The sequence below is a fragment of the Asticcacaulis sp. DW145 genome (assembly GCF_037101385.1).
GTDB classification, from domain to species: Bacteria; Pseudomonadota; Alphaproteobacteria; order Caulobacterales; family Caulobacteraceae; genus Asticcacaulis; species Asticcacaulis currens.
Genome location: NZ_AP029024.1, coordinates 2,420,738 through 2,436,501, shown reverse-complemented (window position 1 = coordinate 2,436,501; position 15,764 = coordinate 2,420,738). Strand labels below are relative to the sequence as shown.

The following is a 15,764-nucleotide window of genomic DNA, read 5'->3' as shown; positions in this document are numbered from 1 at the left end:
TCTTAACCTAGACGTCGCTTTCCGCTTCAAAAATCTGTCCGCTTTTCAAGGCTTTGCGCAAGCTGTCGCGTTCCTGTTTGGTCCGTGTGAAAATTTCGACGTCAAATTCTGTCGAAGCTTCGTCACGAGCTGCCTTCAACGCACGGTCCAATGCCGTCAAACGCGCAATCGCGTTGAACGCTTTGGTCCAGCCGGCTTGCGCATCTGCGAGAGATTTGTCCTGTGCGAGGATTGGCGAGGCCGATCTGAGGGCCGCCTTTTGTATCTCGCTCAACAATGCGCCGAAACCTTGATTTTGCAGATGGCGGTTCACAACGCCTGAGTCAAGAGGGCTTGTGGAAAAACTTAACGCCACCAAAACACGAACCAGCCCCTCAAGTGCAGGGTCTCCCAGCCCATAGGATTCGAGCGCGTCTAAATGGTCGTGCATCCATTCGGGGTGATCGAGAAGTCCCTGCGCCAGGGCGGCAGCCATGGGGTCGAGGGTCTTTGACAAGGCGCGAGCGGCCTGTTGACCTTCGGGGGTGGCAATGGTCGGAGGTTCAATCAAGCGCCCCTGGGCATCGCGACGAGGATAGCGCCCGCGCGTCGAACCCGCTTGAAAGCCCTGCGGCAGGCTCTGGGGCTGGCGTTGAAACAGCGCGTCATAGCGCGCCATCAGGTCCTGCCGATAGGATTCGGCGAGATCCTTGTCCTCAATTGTTGCGGCAAGCGCTCGAAGGCGCTTTCGAAAACCAGCCTTACGTTCGGGCGTGTCGAGAGGCTCTTGCTCAAATTCGCGTTTGAACAACACCTCGACGAAGGGCTGAGTTTCGCTCAGCGCTTCACGAAGCGCCAGGGCGCCTTTTTCCCGAAGGACGTCGTCAGGATCCTTCCCGCCCGTAATCAGGCACACCTTGAAGGACTTGCCAGGTTTGAGTTTTGGCAAGGCGCGATCAAGTGCGCGATTGGCCGCGCGCATCCCCGCCTTGTCGCCATCAAAGCAAAGCGTAGGCTCAGGATGGCGCCGCCACAAAATGTCTATCTGTTCTTCGGTGAGCGCTGTGCCCAAAGGGGCGACGGCAGCTATCTGTGCGCGCTGACACGCGAGGACATCCATGTAGCCCTCGACGACAACCAGTTCCGGTCCTGTCTGGCTCGAACCCAGGATCTTAAGCGCTTTTGGCAGCCCGTATAAGAGGGCACCCTTATGAAAAAGCGGGGTTTCCGGCCCGTTGAGGTATTTAGCCTTTTCATCCGGATCGAGTGCGCGCCCCCCGAATGACACAATTTTAGAACGCGCGTCTTCGATCGGAAACATCAGCCGATTGCGAAAGCGATCATAGGGGGCCTTACCCTCGATCTCGATCAATAGCCCGCATTCGACAAGTTCGGAAACCTTAGCCCCCTTCTGCACAAGGGCGTCTTTCAACGCCGTATGCTCCTTTGGCGCGTAACCGAGACCGAAGTGCGCAACGTCCTGATCGCTGAGGCCACGCCGTTTGAGGTAATCCCGGGCGGCCTTCGCCCCAGGGGTATTGTCGTTAAGACGCGCAGCGAACCATCTTGCCGCAAGCTCCATCCAGTCGTTCAGGGATTGTCGCTTCTGCTCGGCCTGCGCGGCTTGGGGCGTTTGGACGGGTAAAGCCATGCCCGCCTCCGAGGCGAGCCGCTCCACGGCCTCCACAAAGCTGAGGCGCTCTGTCTCCTGAAGAAACGAGATGATGTCGCCATGCTTTCCAGATGAAAAGTCGTGGAAGAACCCCTTCTCGTCATTGACGTAGAAGGACGGTGTCTTTTCCTTCGAAAAAGGCGACAGGCCCACCCATTCGCGGCCATTACGGCGCAGCTTTACCGCCTTGCCAATGACCTCCGAAGGTCGCAAGCGGGATTTCAGTTCTTCCAGAAAACGATCGTCGAAGCGCACGTCTTGCTTATACCTGCCTTATACCGGGAAGGAAAAGAAAAACCGGGGGTCAGATGCCTCACAGCTGAGAGGCCCACAGAATGGGCCCGCGATACCTCTTCGATACTGAAGCTCAGGGCGTTCCGGATATCCTTGCTGCCTGTGCCCATGCCTAAAGATCTGAAGACGCAATTTTGATCAAATGAAGCCTGGCCTTTGAGTGCTAAACTCACGGGCAAAGGGGAGTTTGTGATGGATTTTCTCGGAAAGGCGCTCTGGTACATTGAGACTCATTTCGAGGGTGAGTTGACGCTTGACGACGTTTCCAGGTCCTGCGGACTTTCGAAATTCCATCTCACGCGCGCATTTGGCAGCTGCTACGGGATTTCGGTGATCCACTATGTCCGTATGCGCCGATTGAGCGAGGCGGCCAAAAGACTGGCGAGGGGGGACGCCGGCATTTTGGATGTGGCGCTTCAGTTCGGATATGGTTCGCACGAGGCATTCACTCGGGCGTTCAAAGCTCAGTTCGGCGTAACCCCGGAGGCGATTCAAAAGGCCGGCTCAACCGATGCCATTAAACTCATGGAGGCCCTGAAGATGAATGAAACCCTTCCTGCGGATGCCGTCGAACCGCGCATGACAGACCGTCCGGCGATCTTGCTGGTTGGCCTCAGACGCCGCTACGGCGAAGAGGCAAGCGCGCAGATTCCTGCGCAGTGGCAAGAGTTTCAACCCTTTATCGGCCACATCAGATTTCAGAGCGGCAGTGCCGCTTATGGGGTTCTGTGTCATAGTGATCAGGCCGGGCACATAGACTACTTTTCGGCCGTGGAAGTGAGTAACTATGAGAAGGACGGATCTGGGCTTGAGGTATTGCGCCTTGCGCCTCAGACCTACGCCGTTTTCAGACATTCGGGCCATGTCTCGGAGATCAGGCAAACCTGGAAAGCGATCTTTGGTAAATGGTTGCCGGCTTCGCATGTCAAACTGGCAGACGCGCCACAGTTTGAATTCTACGGAGAGACTTTCAATCCACAAACCGGCTACGGCGAAATGGAAATCTGGATACCTGTTGCGTAAAGCGCGGCGTGGTCCGGTTGAGGGCCTGTCTTTCCTGAGAGAAGCGAGGCTGCAAGTCAGGGGTGAAAACGCACGGGTGCCAACCTGTGGGCTTCACAGGGCTGCCGTTACCGGTTATCGTCAGACGAACGAGGTGTCAGCCTTGCCTTCAGAAAATGAAATGGGGCTCGCGTTTACACTATAAATACCGGGGGGAGATCATGATTTTCGCAACCTTTTTGCGTAAAGCCGCATCAGGCTTGTTGTCACTGGGGCTCGCCTGCCTTCTCGCTGTGCCCGTGCGAGCGGAGACATGGATCAGGGCGGAATCGGACAACTTTTCGATCTACAGCACCGCTCCGGAAAAGACGACGCGCGAATATATCAAGAAGCTGGAAGTCTTCCGCAATTTGACAAACCTCCTCCTTGGCAGCAGCGATAGCGGGCCAAAGGTTCGCTTTGAAGTCTATCTGATGCAAAATTCTGACGACCTTCAGCGCGTACGGCCGAGCTTCTCCAAAAGAGTCGCCGGGGTCTATTTCAATTGCGGTGAAGGCAGCAGTGCATACGGCACGGTCTCAAATGATGGGGATTCGGTGGCCGAAGAGGACGAGGGCCTGATCGTTCTGTTTCATGAGTACAGCCATTACATCATGTTTCAGCACGCCAAGTCGTACTATCCGGCGTGGTACGTCGAAGGGTTTGCCGATTACCTCGCAACCGCCTACCCCGCAAATGGCAAAATCACTCTGGGCGAACCGTCCAAAATGCGTGGCTCAACCCTGTCTGCTGACCGGTGGATAGGATTCGACAAGGTCCTCAAGCCAAGCTTCGGCTTTGCTGGCGACAAGTCAAACGATGCGTGGGAAGTCGAGAGTTTTTATGCCCAGTCATGGTTGCTGGCCCACTACATGCTGAGCGATCCGAAGCGCGCCCGGGACCTGAACACCTATTTCGCCGAAGTGGGCAAAGGTGCCGACCCGGTCGCCAGTTTCGAAGCCGCCACAGGCCTTAAGGTCAATCAGCTGGAGTCAACACTGCAGCGATATCGCCAACAGCTGTCTTTCCTCACCGTGCCCGTGCCGTCTTACCCGGACAGCCGCATTAAAGTGACGAAACTGAACTCGGCGACAAGCAGTTATTTGCTCGACCGGTCATTACTGACGACCTGCATGCAGCCTGACCAGGGTCGCGTCGTCCTGTCGCGGCTCGAAAAGGCCAAAGGTGGTTTCGTTGACGACATCGACTATCAGTTCGCCCTTACCCGTGCGCATCTGCTTTACGGCAACGCGCAGGATGCTGAGGCCATTGTTGGCCCGGTCGTCCTGAAGCATCCGGAAAGCTTTGAGGCAAACTATCTGATGGGGCGGGTTTACCAAAAGATGGCGCAGACGGCGAGCGAACAGGAACGTAACGACCTCATTGAAGCCTCGCAGGGCTTCTTCATCGCCGCTTATGAGAACAACAGGCTAAGTGCCCCTAACCTCTATTATCTGGCTCGCAGTTACGAGAACCGCCCCGATTTCCCGGACGCCAACGTATTGAACGCAGCCACCGGCGCCCATGTCCTTGCACCGGCTGTCAAAGAATACGCGATTTTTGCTGCCCAGGTGAACCTCGCAAAGGGGAACCGCTCTGAAGCCATCACGCTTCTCACGCCTTTCGTCGGAAACCCCCACGACAGGAAGTCTGCGGAGCGTTTCCAAAAGGCCATTGACGCCATCAAGGACGGGAAATCCGCCAAAGACGTCATGCAGGCCCTGAAGGAGGATTAGATTTCTCTCTGGCCGCGTCTTAAGTGACGTCTCTCGCCTTTTAGAAGGTCTTAATCCGGCGCTGGGGCGGTAATACTCAGAAGTAGGCCTGACCTGAATCTATGGCGCGGTGATAGTCGAGGCGGCGGTAAAAGGCTTCAGGGTCCTTAGGCTTTACCACCCACGACGGGTCGTGGTTCAGAAGGTCATAAAGCCGCGTCAGGGTGAAGCGTACGGCCGAACCGCGGGCAAACAGGGGCAGGGCCGCAATTTCGGCTTCTGATAGCGGACGCTCCTTATGATAGCCGGCGATTAAGGCGGATATCATGCCGGGAAGAGGCTGCCCGCCTGGTGTAAATCCCCAGGCGTTCAGGGCTACGGCCAGATCGTAAGCGTAAAAATCCGTGCAGGCATAATAGTAGTCGATGACGCCAGTGACCTGTCCGTCGTCATCCATCAACACATTGTCAGTGAAATAGTCCGCATGAATGGCGCCTGAGGGCAGATCAGCCGGCCAGCGTGATTTCAACCAGGCCACTTCGTCCCGGAAATCGGCCAGGACGGCCTCAGCCCTCGCTGACTGGGCGGCGCGGGGCACGCAGCGTTCAATGAGCGCGTCCCACGAGGCTATTCCCATTTCGTTATTGCGGGTCTGGGTGAAGTCAGATCCAAAGATGTGCAGTTTGGCCAGGTATTGTCCGGCGGAGGTGGCGTGGGGTGTATCAGGATTGCGCGGCCAGCGACCGGGTAGCCATTTAATCAGGGCGCAGGGTTTGCCATTGATGCGTCCTATCGTTGTCCCGTCTCTCATTAGGGCTGGTCCGGGCGCCGGATAGCCTTTGCGATCCAGATGCAGCGTGTAGTCCATGAAATAAGGGAGGTCTTTTTCAGGCGTTGCGGCTTCAAAGAGGGTGAGCGCATAAAGCCCGGTCGTCGTTTCGACCTTGAAGTTGGTGTTCGAAACGCCTTCTTCGATGCCTTCCAGATGGACCAGTTCGCCTATATCGTAACGGCTCAAATAAGCGCGGGCCTCTTCAAGAGATACCTTGGTAAAAACGGCCATTCCTTAGTCCCGCATGATTAATCTGCCCACCTTTCGCCCGAAGGCGAGAAAAGGCAGGCCCTGCTATACGCAATGCAAAGCCCCTTCGACAATAGGCCCTCAAATTCTCACCGCCAGACCGTGAGGCCATGGCCATCACATTGACCGGCGCCAAAGCCTTGTCATATAAGGAAACGCGCCCATCTGTAAGCCGCGCTAAACCCGCCGGTGAGAATCTATCGCTTTGGATTGCCGGGTAAATCCCATAGGCGCAAAGGCGAAAACAGGAGTCTTTTTCGTGGCCAGGACCGTCTCTTCCGTGCTCGACCTTGTGGGTAACACGCCCCTGATCCGTCTTAAGCGTGCGTCGGAGGAGACCGGTTGCGAGATCTTTGGGAAGGCGGAATTCCTTAATCCTGGTCAATCGATCAAGGACCGCGCTGCGCTGTGGATTATTCGCGACGCCGAAGCGAGAGGGCTCCTCAAGCCCGGCGGTACGATTGTCGAGGGGACGGCGGGCAATACCGGCATCGGGCTTGCCATGGTTGCCAATGCCCTGGGTTATAAAGCGGTGATCGTTATTCCACGCACGCAGGCGCAGGAAAAAAAAGACGCCATCCGTATGCTGGGCGCCAAGCTCATCGAGGTTGATGCCGTTCCCTATTCAAACCCCGACAACTATGTCCGTTATTCGGGGCGTCTCGCCGAAGACCTCGCCAAGAGCGAGCCTGGCGGCGCGATCTGGGCTAACCAGTTCGATAACATCGCCAATCGTCAGGCGCATATCGACGGCACCGCGCCGGAGGTCTGGGCGCAGACAGAAGGAAAGATCGACGGGTTCATCTGTTCGGTGGGTTCAGGGGGCACCCTGGCCGGGATGGGGCTAGGCCTGCGCGCTTTTAATCCGAAGATTAAGATCGGTCTGGCTGATCCATTTGGCGCTGCGCTATTCAGTTACTATACGACCGGCGAGTTGAAATCCGAAGGTACGTCGATCACCGAGGGGATTGGGCAGGGACGGATAACCGCCAATCTGGAGGGGTTTACGCCCGACTACACCTGTCAGGTCGCGGACGAAGAATGGTTGCCCGTTCTCTACGATCTTGACCGCCACGAGGGTCTGCTGGTCGGCGGATCCGCGGCACTTAACGTCGCCGGTGCGATAAAAATGGCGAAAGCGCTTGGCCCCGGCAAGACTATTGTCACTGTCCTTTGTGACTATGGCAACCGCTACGCATCCAAGATTTTCAATCCTGAATTCCTGAAATCTAAAGGCCTGCCCATTCCGCCCTGGAGTGAGGGGTGAGGGCAGGGCGCTTAAATTCCCTGAGCGGCAAAGACCGGTCTGTCCTGGGGTTGTGCGGCGGCGTTCCCGAGATCACGGGCCTGTGCCCGCAACCAGTCCATGAAGCGCATCTGCGCCATAGAAGGCTCACGCGTCTGCGGCCAGACGAGATGGTACCCGAAGCTTATGGGCGCATCCTTCTCGTTGAACAGGCCTCTGAGGCGACCGGCGCGCAGATCGGCCTCGGCAATCGTGCGTTTCGCCAGGGCCACGCCGCGACCAGCGACAGCCGCCTCAATCACCATGTGGCTCTGGTTAAAGCGCGGACCGCGCGATGCATCGATCTCATCGGCCCCATGCGCCTTCAGCCACATGGCCCAGTCCGGATCGGACGGGTCAAGGTCGGAGGACACGTCATGCAACAAGGTATGATGGACGAGGTCCGCGGGCTTGCGGATCGGTGCGGCCTCAAAGAGCGCCGGCGAGCAGACGGGCAGGACCGCTTCCTCAAGCAAATGCTCCACGTTCAGCCCATTGTAATTGCCCGTGCCGTAGCGGATGGCGAGATCAATGTCAGAGACAGCGAAATCGGTCGGGGTCATATCGGCCGACACCCAGACGTCGATGTCCGGATTAGCCGCCGAGAAGTCACCCAGACGTGGCATCAGCCATTTGGCGGCAAAGCTTGGCGCAACCGAAACGGTCACACGACCCTTTTGTTGGGTCTGACGCATGATACGCGTCGCTTCGAACATCTTTTCAAAGGCTTCTTTCAGGATAATCGACGACGCCTTACCCGCATCGCTCAGCACGACACGGCGACCATCGCGTACGAAAAGCTCGACACCGACATGTTCTTCCAGCAGACGGATTTGCTGAGATACGGCGCCGGGTGTAACGAACAACTCCTCGGCGGCGTGCTTGAAACTTTCGTGGCGCGCGGCGGCTTCGAACACCCGAAGCGCCGACAGCGGCGGCAGACGGTCACGCGACATTGAAAACTACCCAATCTAAACCCTGCGCTCTATATAGCGCATCCATCGTTTAACAAATCTAATCTTTGCGTTCCGGAGACAAAAATGAGTGACGCGCACCCGTCCCCCGCTATCGAAGTCCTCGAAGCCGGTCAGGCCTGGGAAACCGATGCCGTGATCATTGGCGCGGGCCCGGTGGGCCTGTTCGCCGTGTTCGAACTGGGCCTGCTCGACATCAAAGCACATCTGATCGACATTCTCGACAAGGTGGGCGGTCAATGCGCCGAGCTTTATCCGGAAAAGCCGATCTACGACATTCCCGCCTGGCCGATCATTACCGGTCAGGAAATCACCGACCGCCTGCTGGAGCAGATCGCACCGTTCGGTGCCAAATACCATCTTGGTGAAATGGCCGTGGCCGTTGAAAAGCTCACCCAAGATGACGGCACGACCAAGTGGAAGGTGACGACCGATCAGGGCACATCGGTCATCGCGCGCTGCATCCTGATCGCCGCCGGTGGCGGTTCGTTCCAGCCGAAAAAGCCACCCATCCCCGGCATTGATGGCTTCGAAAACATCGGTGCGGGCATCGGCGTGCACTACGCCGTGCGCAAGATGGAAGCCTTCCGCGGCAAACGCATCGTTATTTCAGGCGGTGGGGACTCGGCGCTCGACTGGACGCTCAACCTGCAACCGATCGCCGAACGCGTGACCCTGATGCATCGCCGCGACGACTTCCGCGCCGCACCGCACAGTGTGGCGCAGATGCGCAAGCTGGTCGAAGAGGGAAAGATGGACCTGATCATCGGTCAGGCCACAGCCCTGTCAGGTGAAACAGGCCATAAGCTGACGGGCGTCACCATCGAAGACAATGACGGCAAGGAAATCCACCTCGACGCCGATACCTTCCTGCCGTTCTTTGGTCTCACCATGAAGCTCGGCCCGGTGGCGGAATTTGGTCTTAACCTGCACGAAAATCTGATCCCGGTAGATACGGAAAAGTTTGAAACCTCGACGCCGCAAATTTTTGCCATCGGCGACATCAATTACTATCCCGGCAAGCTGAAGCTTATCCTGTCGGGCTTCCACGAAGGCGCTCTGGCGGCGCAGGCCGTCTTCCGCTACGTCTTCCCGGACAAGAAGCTGCGCTTTCAGTACACGACCTCATCATCCGACCTGCAGAAAAAGCTCGGTGTAAAGTAACGCGTTTCGTCGAACGGGTCTGTTTTGTTCAGTCAGTTCAAACGGTTTGACCCCGTCCCAGAGCCAACTGGGGCGGGGTTTGTCGTCGGAGCCGTCAATATTATCCTCACGACACGGGCAAGTTGGTACTCGTCTGTTGAATTAGCCGATAGAAGCAACCAGGGATCCTCTCCGTTTGCCCTTATCAGGCTCACATCTTGTCTATTGCCTCACGCGCTTCGTAATTGATCGACAAATTGGCCCACTTCCGACTCCAGTGAGCGCGCCTGACCGGCCAGTCCTTCCGACAGGCTTTGCAATTGTTCGGCAGCTGAGCCTGTCTCTTCGGTGGCAAGCGAGACTTTCGACATTTCATTCGTCACAAGTAAGGCTTCCGACGCGGCCTTTGCCGCATTGCTGGCGATATTCTGCGTAGCTGCCCCCTGCTCACCCATCGCCTGTGCAATGGCTGCGGTGCTGTCAGAGATATTATCGATCGTAGAAACTATCCGGCCGATTGATCCCACAGTTATTTCGGTGGCCGCCTGAATTTCGCTAATCTTTGCGGCGATCTCATCGGTGGCTTTAGACGTCTGATTAGCAAGCGACTTCACCTCCGTGGCAACGACGGCGAAACCTTTTCCGGCCTCTCCGGCTCTTGCCGCTTCGATCGTCGCATTGAGCGCCAGTAGGTTCGTCTGAGACGCCACGGCGCGGATGAGCTCGATTACATCGCCGATCTTTGCCGCCGATTCAGACAGGGCGACGACATTTGCACGCGTTGACTGGGCTTCAGAGGCGGCGATTTGAGCGATCGAGGCGGAGCGGGAGACTTCTTTGTTAATCTCATCAATCGATGCCGCGAGGACTTCAGAGCCCTCAGCTGCCGTTTCTACGCGCAAAGACGCAGATTGAGCGGATTGAGTGACGTGTTGAGCCGTCTGATGGGTCTGGGCGGCCGACCCGCTTAGACTTTTGACGGCCGTTGAGATGTTAGAGGCCGTGTCATTGAAGTCTTTGACCAGGCGCTGAACTTTTGAAACCAGCTCGCGCGAGAGTGTGTCGCGCTTCATGGACTGGCGAAGTTCCTCTTCCTTGGTTTCGTCCTGCGCCTTGGCAAGCTTTAAGGCTTCAGCCTCAGCCTGTTGCGCAGCGTTCAGCGCCCTCGCCGCCGCCTCGAAAGCTGTCTGCATCCGCAAGACCAGCCACACCAGAAGCCCCGTTTGGAGGATCAGAATAACCGCATGGATCAAGACGCGCGTCAGGTTGGGTTGGGTTTCAGGGAAAACCGCCGAGGGCAGCAGGTAGGTCAGTCCCAGATGGTGAACCGCCACCAGACCCGAATAGGCTATAAGCGCACGCCAGTCACACCAGCCAGCCAGGAGCGCCAGACAGGCAAAAAAGTACATGTGCATGTCGAGCTGGTAGGAATGGCCGTCAAACTCATAGACGACTAGCGCCACAATCGTAGCCAACGCCAGAGACGACGTTATGCGTGTTCGAAATCCGATTGGATCCGTTTTCCAGAACACAGTGACAACCGTGTTCAGGAGGACCGAAACCGTCACGGGCACAAGGCCCGTTGCCCCCGCACCGAAGGCAAACGGTATGATGGCTAATAGAGCGCAGTTCAGCCACAAAAAGCCTATGAGCGCCTTTGAAAAAGCGTGTTGAACACTTTTAAGTTCGATCATGACGGCTTAACTCCACAGCCCGCTAGAAGGCGCGGGTTAAAAACGAAAAGAGCACCTTGCGCACTTAGATTGCGCGAAAAGGCAGGGTCACCAGACCGGGCGATTATGAGTGCACCGCTATAGGAACTTGAAACCAGATATCCGCCCGCACGCGCGACGATTTCCGCAGCAGAGCGATGTTGCCAGGGCGCTGAGACAACAGCGACCGGCTCATCTTGTCGTGGGCTTAGGTAAACGAGCCAAAGGAGAAGGAGGCAAAAGATTGCCACCACCGAAACGGTGATCAAATCTGTCAGGGTCGCCTTTTCGCCATGAGCGATTTTTTGTGGCATATGGTTACCCAAGGGTTACTCTTTACTCATCCGGACATTAGCGTTCGCGTCTTAATTCCAGCTTAATGGATTGATCTCGTGCAGGTATTGCCCCTGTGGGAGCTGGCATTGGTTACAGGGACGGGTTTTAAAAAACTGTCGTCAAATCACAGCAAAGTGCCGCTGATGAGACCTTTTGCTTTCGTTTTGATGTCGCTTTTTTTGACGCTTTCGGCGGTGCAGGCGCGTGCACAGGAGGATTGGTCAGATACCGAGATTGTTGTTCGTGCCAAGGCGGCAGTCGGTCCGGCCTTGTGGCGGGTATCGGACGACGACAGCCAGGTCATCATTATTGGTGTCCTGCCGGTGTTTCCCAAGAAGCAGCCCTGGAAGACGACTCGCATCGAGAATGCATTGCGCGGTGCCAATGGTCTGATTACACCACCCGACAACACCACGGGCCCCGCCGATCTCTGGTCCTTGATGCGGAACAAAAGTTTGCCGGAAGGCGCCAGGCTGATAGAGGCCCTGCCAAGCGATCTCTATGCCCGCTATGAAGCCACAGCGCGTCGGGCGGGTGTGTCGACCAAGGATTTTGCTAAAGACAAACCGGTCTGGGCCGGGGCGCGTTTGCGCCGTGAGGTGCTACGTAAATATGGCCTGAGCGAAGACGAGCCTGTGACAACGATCAAGCGGCTGGCGCGTAGTGCCAGGGTGCCGGCACGTGCAGCCGGTCGGTACGACAGCGGCCCTTTGTTTAAGGCGGTCAATGCTATGAGCGAAGAGGCGGGAGAAGCCTGCCTTCGCTATACGCTGGACGATATCGATTTTGATATGGATCGTGCACCGCGCGCTGCGCAAGCCTGGACGGTAGGGGATATCTCAACACTTCGCAGCCTTTATCAGGGTTCAGTCCTGATGAAATGCTTGTCGGGATCTCCCACCGCTACCGCGACACTGAACCGCAGTATTACCGACTCCGTGAGCGCTGTCTCTGAAGCCCTGAGTAAACCCGGTAAGACGGTGGCCGTATTGCCCTTAGGCCAGTTGTTACGCAAAGGCGGCGTGCTCGAAAAGCTGCGGGCGAAAGGCTACCGGGTCTCAGCACCTCAGGATTGATGTCGAGCCAAAAAGCACGAGCGCTCGCAGGCCTAAATCCACTCGCTAGAGGCAGGATCTAGTACTCAGCCGAGACCGAAATGGTCGACTCCGTTCTGAACGCCTTCAAACGCGCGTTAACTGCGTTTCCTAAATCTGCGATAAAGATTTTGGCGCATAACGCCATTCTGTAATGGAGTGGTAGTCGTGTGGACGTTGCGCGTAAATGAGGCCAGTCTCAGTGACAAGGTATCGGTCAAGACGCTTTCTAAGGCTCAATTAATTCTAGTGTTCGGTACAAGGCGTGCCTTTGAAGAGGACCTTCCGGGTGAAGAGGGTCACCTCAGTCTTTTGCGTAAGGCGGCCCCACAGGCGATCATTACCGGTACCACCACGGGTACGGCCATTGAAGGGAGGTCGCTCAACGAGGCGGGCTGGAGCGGCATTGCTTTGTCCTTTGAAAAAGTGCGCATAAGGCATGCTTCAGTCAAATTACAGACGAAAGCCCAGTCTTACGAGGCGGGGAAGGATCTAGCGAAATCGCTCTGCGCACCCGATCTGCGCTACATTCTCCTCTTAAGCCCAGGCCTTGATGTCGATGGCTCGGCCCTGATCGATGGTGTCTCAGAAGGGGTGGGGGAGAATGTTATCATCACAGGCGGGCTGGCCGGTGACGGCGCCGCGTTTGAAAAGACCTACGTTCTTAACGCTGACAGCGTCTCGTCTAACGACATTGTGGCCGTAGCCCTTTACGGCGAGGCCTTAAGAGTGGGGGCTGCGACCGGCGGCGGGTGGAAGGCGTTCGGTCCTGAGCGAGAGGTAACAAGCGCTGTCGGCACCGTCCTCAAAACACTTGATGATGGTCCAGCGCTTGATCTTTACGAAACTTACCTTGGGGAAGAAGCCGCCCAACTCCCCGCTTCCGCACTCATGTTTCCGCTGAAGATCCATGATCCTGATCACCCTACACGTGAGGTCGTCAGAACGGTCCTGAGTATAGACAGATCCGCCAAAACACTCACTTTTGCCGGAAGTATCCCGCAGAACTGGCCCGCGCGCCTGATGAGAGGGCAACCGGACCATCTCGTTTCAGGTGCAGAGGCGGCGATTGACCGCGCGCTATCGCATTTGAGGATCCATGACCCTGATCTGCAGCCGCAACTATGCCTTACCGTCTCCTGTGTGGGACGCCGCCTCTTGATGGGCCAGCGAACCCTTGATGAGGTTGAAGCGGTTGGGCAACGTCTGGACGCGGATACGGTGCAGTTTGGCTTTTATTCCTACGGCGAAATAGCGCCCTACCCTGACTATTCGACCGCCGGCCTGCACAATCAGACCATGTGCCTGACCCTTCTTTCGGAGGTCGTATGATGCACAGATTGCTTGATCGACAACTTCAGAAGGCGACCGATAAAACGGGTTCTTTAGATCTCAATGTGCTCCTTGATCTCGTAAGCCTTGCCTATAGCGAATATGAGCTTGATAGCCGACGGCTTGATCGGGCCACGCAGTTGATGACCGATGAGCTCGAAATGGCTAACGAAAAGCTGCGCCAAAGCTTGCGGGATATACGGGAAAACGGGCTGCGTTTTCAGGCGACGATAGAGACATTGCCACACGGAATATGTCTTTATGACAAAGACGGACGCATTTTGGAGTATAACCGAGCGTATCTGTCTTTCTTCGGAATGGGTTACGAAGGCGATTCAAGAGGGCTCACGCTTGTTCAGACGCTTGAAGCCGCCGGCCAGCGCGTAAGCGCCAGTCACGATCGCCTGATGCTGATTTTGGAATATCTGGCTATACCCCAAACTGGACACAACGAAGCTGAGCATATCTGGCCGTCAGGGCGCACGGTGCGGGTGTCACGCACGGGTGTGGAAGGTGGCGGCTATCTCGATGTCATTGCTGATATCACCGAGTCGCACCTGGCACGGGCGACGATTGAACGCATGGCCAATTTCGACTCTCTCACAGGTCTTGCCAATCGCAATCTCTTCCAGAAGCGCCTCGCAGACCTGGTCGCGCGTGCAAGCACCAAGTCCATGGCCGCTATACTTTGTCTCGACCTCGATCGGTTTAAGGCGGTGAACGACCTTTATGGCCACGCCACGGGTGATGCGCTTTTAGCGAAGGTGGCGCGCAGGCTCGTTGACGTATTGCGGCCGGGTGATCTGGCGGCACGTTTAGGCGGAGATGAGTTCGCGGTTCTTATGGAGAAAATAAACCTTCATCAAGACGCTCATCGGGTGGCTAAGCGACTGGTAAGCCACCTCAGCGCCCCGTATGAGCTTGATGGGCTTGAGATAACTATTGGGGCGAGCGTTGGGATTGAGTTTATCGATAATCCCGATGCGGCGCCGATTGATTTTATGCGCCACGCCGATCAGGCCTTATACGCGGCTAAGAAAGGCGGTCGGAATGACATTGCCGTCTACGACGCACAACTTCATGAGAGCTATCTGCACCGGCAGAAAATTGAGGCTGATCTTCGCAAGGCAACCGCCGGGCGTGAGTTCTTCCTGGTTTACCAGCCGATTTACTGCGTGAAGTCGGGGCGTGTTTGCGGTTACGAGGCGCTTTTAAGATGGCAATCGCCAGCCCGTGGCATCGTTTCTCCCGCCGATTTTATTCCTGTCGCTGAAGAAACGGGCATTATTGAGGAGATCGGGGCATGGGTCATCCACAAGGCCTGTAAGGATTCGGTGTCCCTTCCTGAGGACACAACGATTGCGGTAAATGTCTCTCCGGTCCAGTTCCGATCCCGCTCTTTAGTCAGCGTCGTGTCGCGTGCCCTGCAAGAGTCTGGTCTTAACCCCAGACGGCTTGAGATCGAGATAACCGAAGGCGTTATGATAGGCGATACAGGTCAGGCTCTCGAGGTTTTGCGAGCTCTGAAAGCTTTAGGGGTGCGAATCTCACTTGATGACTTTGGGACAGGCTACTCCTCCTTCAACTACATTCGCGCGTTTCCGTTCGATAAGATAAAGATCGATCAGTCTTTCGTGCGGGATCTTGGCCAAAGGTCGGAATGTTTGGCGATAATTCGGGCTGTTTCAGGCATGTGTTCCAGTCTTGGCATAGTTTCAACCGCAGAAGGGGTTGAGACGGAGCAACAGTTTGAGATCCTCAAGACGGAACACTGCGACACCATGCAAGGTTATCTGTTCGGAAGGCCTGCCGCCTTAACGGAGCTTAACGCATTCGAGACAAAAGCCGTGCCGGCAAAAGTGGCCTAACCCAAGGCCCGTCCCCCTTATACGCGTGGTATGGTCAGCGGGCGTTTGGGTAGGAGCCATAGCGAGGCCGCGTGACGCAGCTTAACGAATGCCGAGCCGGTTTAGTCGCTCAACCGCCTCGACCACGGTCGTTTGCCCGAGTAAGACGTCCTCAACCTGGCTAATTACCGTATCACTAATCTCAAAGCGGGTGCGGGGACCTGGGTTGATGCCCCTGTAATGAGAGAGAAGCCAGGAC

The 15,764-nt window shown here is 56.5% G+C and carries 11 protein-coding genes; 7 read left to right on the top strand and 4 right to left on the bottom strand.

Features of this window, described 5'->3' with window-relative positions; genetic code table 11:
* Nucleotides 1-7: 7 nt before the first annotated feature.
* On the bottom strand, nucleotides 8-1,906 hold the full coding sequence (gene dnaG / locus AACH73_RS11115; RefSeq protein WP_338734992.1) for a DNA primase: 1,899 nt from the start codon (nucleotides 1,904-1,906) through the stop codon (nucleotides 8-10).
* 231 nt (nucleotides 1,907-2,137) lie between these two features.
* On the opposite strand from dnaG, the gene AACH73_RS11110 reads away from it, so the two are divergent.
* Together AACH73_RS11110 and AACH73_RS11105 are read left to right on the top strand one after the other, a co-directional pair.
* Nucleotides 2,138-2,968 (top strand): AraC family transcriptional regulator, encoded by an 831-nt coding sequence (locus tag AACH73_RS11110; protein ID WP_338734991.1) that lies wholly within the window; start codon nucleotides 2,138-2,140, stop codon nucleotides 2,966-2,968.
* Nucleotides 2,969-3,168: 200 nt separating this feature from the next.
* On the top strand, nucleotides 3,169-4,722 hold the full coding sequence (locus tag AACH73_RS11105; RefSeq protein WP_338734990.1) for a hypothetical protein: 1,554 nt from the start codon (nucleotides 3,169-3,171) through the stop codon (nucleotides 4,720-4,722).
* Nucleotides 4,723-4,798: 76 nt separating this feature from the next.
* Here the strand turns inward: AACH73_RS11105 and thrB are convergent, their stop codons facing one another.
* Nucleotides 4,799-5,764 (bottom strand): homoserine kinase, encoded by a 966-nt coding sequence (gene thrB, locus AACH73_RS11100; protein WP_338734989.1) that lies wholly within the window; start codon nucleotides 5,762-5,764, stop codon nucleotides 4,799-4,801.
* A 277-nt stretch (nucleotides 5,765-6,041) separates the two neighbouring features.
* On the opposite strand from thrB, the gene AACH73_RS11095 reads away from it, so the two are divergent.
* Nucleotides 6,042-7,049 carry a cysteine synthase A gene (locus AACH73_RS11095; RefSeq protein ID WP_272739675.1) on the top strand — a complete coding sequence of 336 codons (1,008 nt, stop codon included), beginning with the start codon at nucleotides 6,042-6,044 and terminating at the stop codon, nucleotides 7,047-7,049.
* An 11-nt stretch (nucleotides 7,050-7,060) separates the two neighbouring features.
* On the opposite strand, the gene gcvA is transcribed toward AACH73_RS11095, so the two are convergent.
* Complete coding sequence (gcvA, locus tag AACH73_RS11090) at nucleotides 7,061-8,023, bottom strand: transcriptional regulator GcvA (protein WP_272739674.1); 963 nt, start codon at nucleotides 8,021-8,023, stop codon at nucleotides 7,061-7,063.
* 84 nt (nucleotides 8,024-8,107) lie between these two features.
* Between gcvA and AACH73_RS11085 the strand changes: the two genes are divergently transcribed.
* A complete protein-coding gene (locus AACH73_RS11085; RefSeq protein ID WP_272739673.1) occupies nucleotides 8,108-9,205 on the top strand; it encodes an NAD(P)/FAD-dependent oxidoreductase in 1,098 nt (365 codons plus the stop codon).
* Nucleotides 9,206-9,414: 209 nt separating this feature from the next.
* Here the strand turns inward: AACH73_RS11085 and AACH73_RS11080 are convergent, their stop codons facing one another.
* Nucleotides 9,415-10,878: a methyl-accepting chemotaxis protein gene (locus AACH73_RS11080; protein ID WP_338734988.1), complete on the bottom strand. Its 1,464-nt coding sequence runs from the start codon at nucleotides 10,876-10,878 to the stop codon at nucleotides 9,415-9,417.
* A gap of 410 nt (nucleotides 10,879-11,288) precedes the next feature.
* On the opposite strand from AACH73_RS11080, the gene AACH73_RS11075 reads away from it, so the two are divergent.
* The 3 genes from AACH73_RS11075 to AACH73_RS11065 all read left to right on the top strand — a co-directional run bounded on the left by AACH73_RS11075 (nucleotide 11,289) and on the right by AACH73_RS11065 (nucleotide 15,526).
* Entirely contained in the window at nucleotides 11,289-12,308 is a 1,020-nt protein-coding gene (locus AACH73_RS11075) for a TraB/GumN family protein (protein ID WP_338734987.1), read from the top strand.
* Between the two features lie 186 nt (nucleotides 12,309-12,494).
* Nucleotides 12,495-13,658 (top strand): FIST N-terminal domain-containing protein, encoded by a 1,164-nt coding sequence (locus tag AACH73_RS11070; RefSeq protein WP_338734986.1) that lies wholly within the window; start codon nucleotides 12,495-12,497, stop codon nucleotides 13,656-13,658.
* Nucleotides 13,655-15,526, top strand: a complete 1,872-nt coding sequence (locus AACH73_RS11065) for an EAL domain-containing protein (protein WP_338734985.1) — start codon at nucleotides 13,655-13,657, stop codon at nucleotides 15,524-15,526. Before AACH73_RS11070 ends, AACH73_RS11065 begins: the two co-directional genes overlap by 4 nt.
* The last annotated feature ends 238 nt before the right edge of the window (nucleotides 15,527-15,764 follow it).

What these genes read in the sequence shown, in the direction of transcription:
- AACH73_RS11085 (WP_272739673.1), top strand. Translation starts at nt 8,108, where the DNA reads ATGAGTGACGCGCACCCGTCCCCCGCTATCGAAGTCCTCGAAGCCGGT.
- thrB (WP_338734989.1), bottom strand. Translation starts at nt 5,764, where the DNA reads ATGGCCGTTTTTACCAAGGTATCTCTTGAAGAGGCCCGCGCTTATTTG.
- gcvA (WP_272739674.1), bottom strand. Translation starts at nt 8,023, where the DNA reads ATGTCGCGTGACCGTCTGCCGCCGCTGTCGGCGCTTCGGGTGTTCGAA.
- AACH73_RS11110 (WP_338734991.1), top strand. Translation starts at nt 2,138, where the DNA reads ATGGATTTTCTCGGAAAGGCGCTCTGGTACATTGAGACTCATTTCGAG.
- AACH73_RS11105 (WP_338734990.1), top strand. Translation starts at nt 3,169, where the DNA reads ATGATTTTCGCAACCTTTTTGCGTAAAGCCGCATCAGGCTTGTTGTCA.
- AACH73_RS11080 (WP_338734988.1), bottom strand. Translation starts at nt 10,878, where the DNA reads ATGATCGAACTTAAAAGTGTTCAACACGCTTTTTCAAAGGCGCTCATA.
- AACH73_RS11065 (WP_338734985.1), top strand. Translation starts at nt 13,655, where the DNA reads ATGATGCACAGATTGCTTGATCGACAACTTCAGAAGGCGACCGATAAA.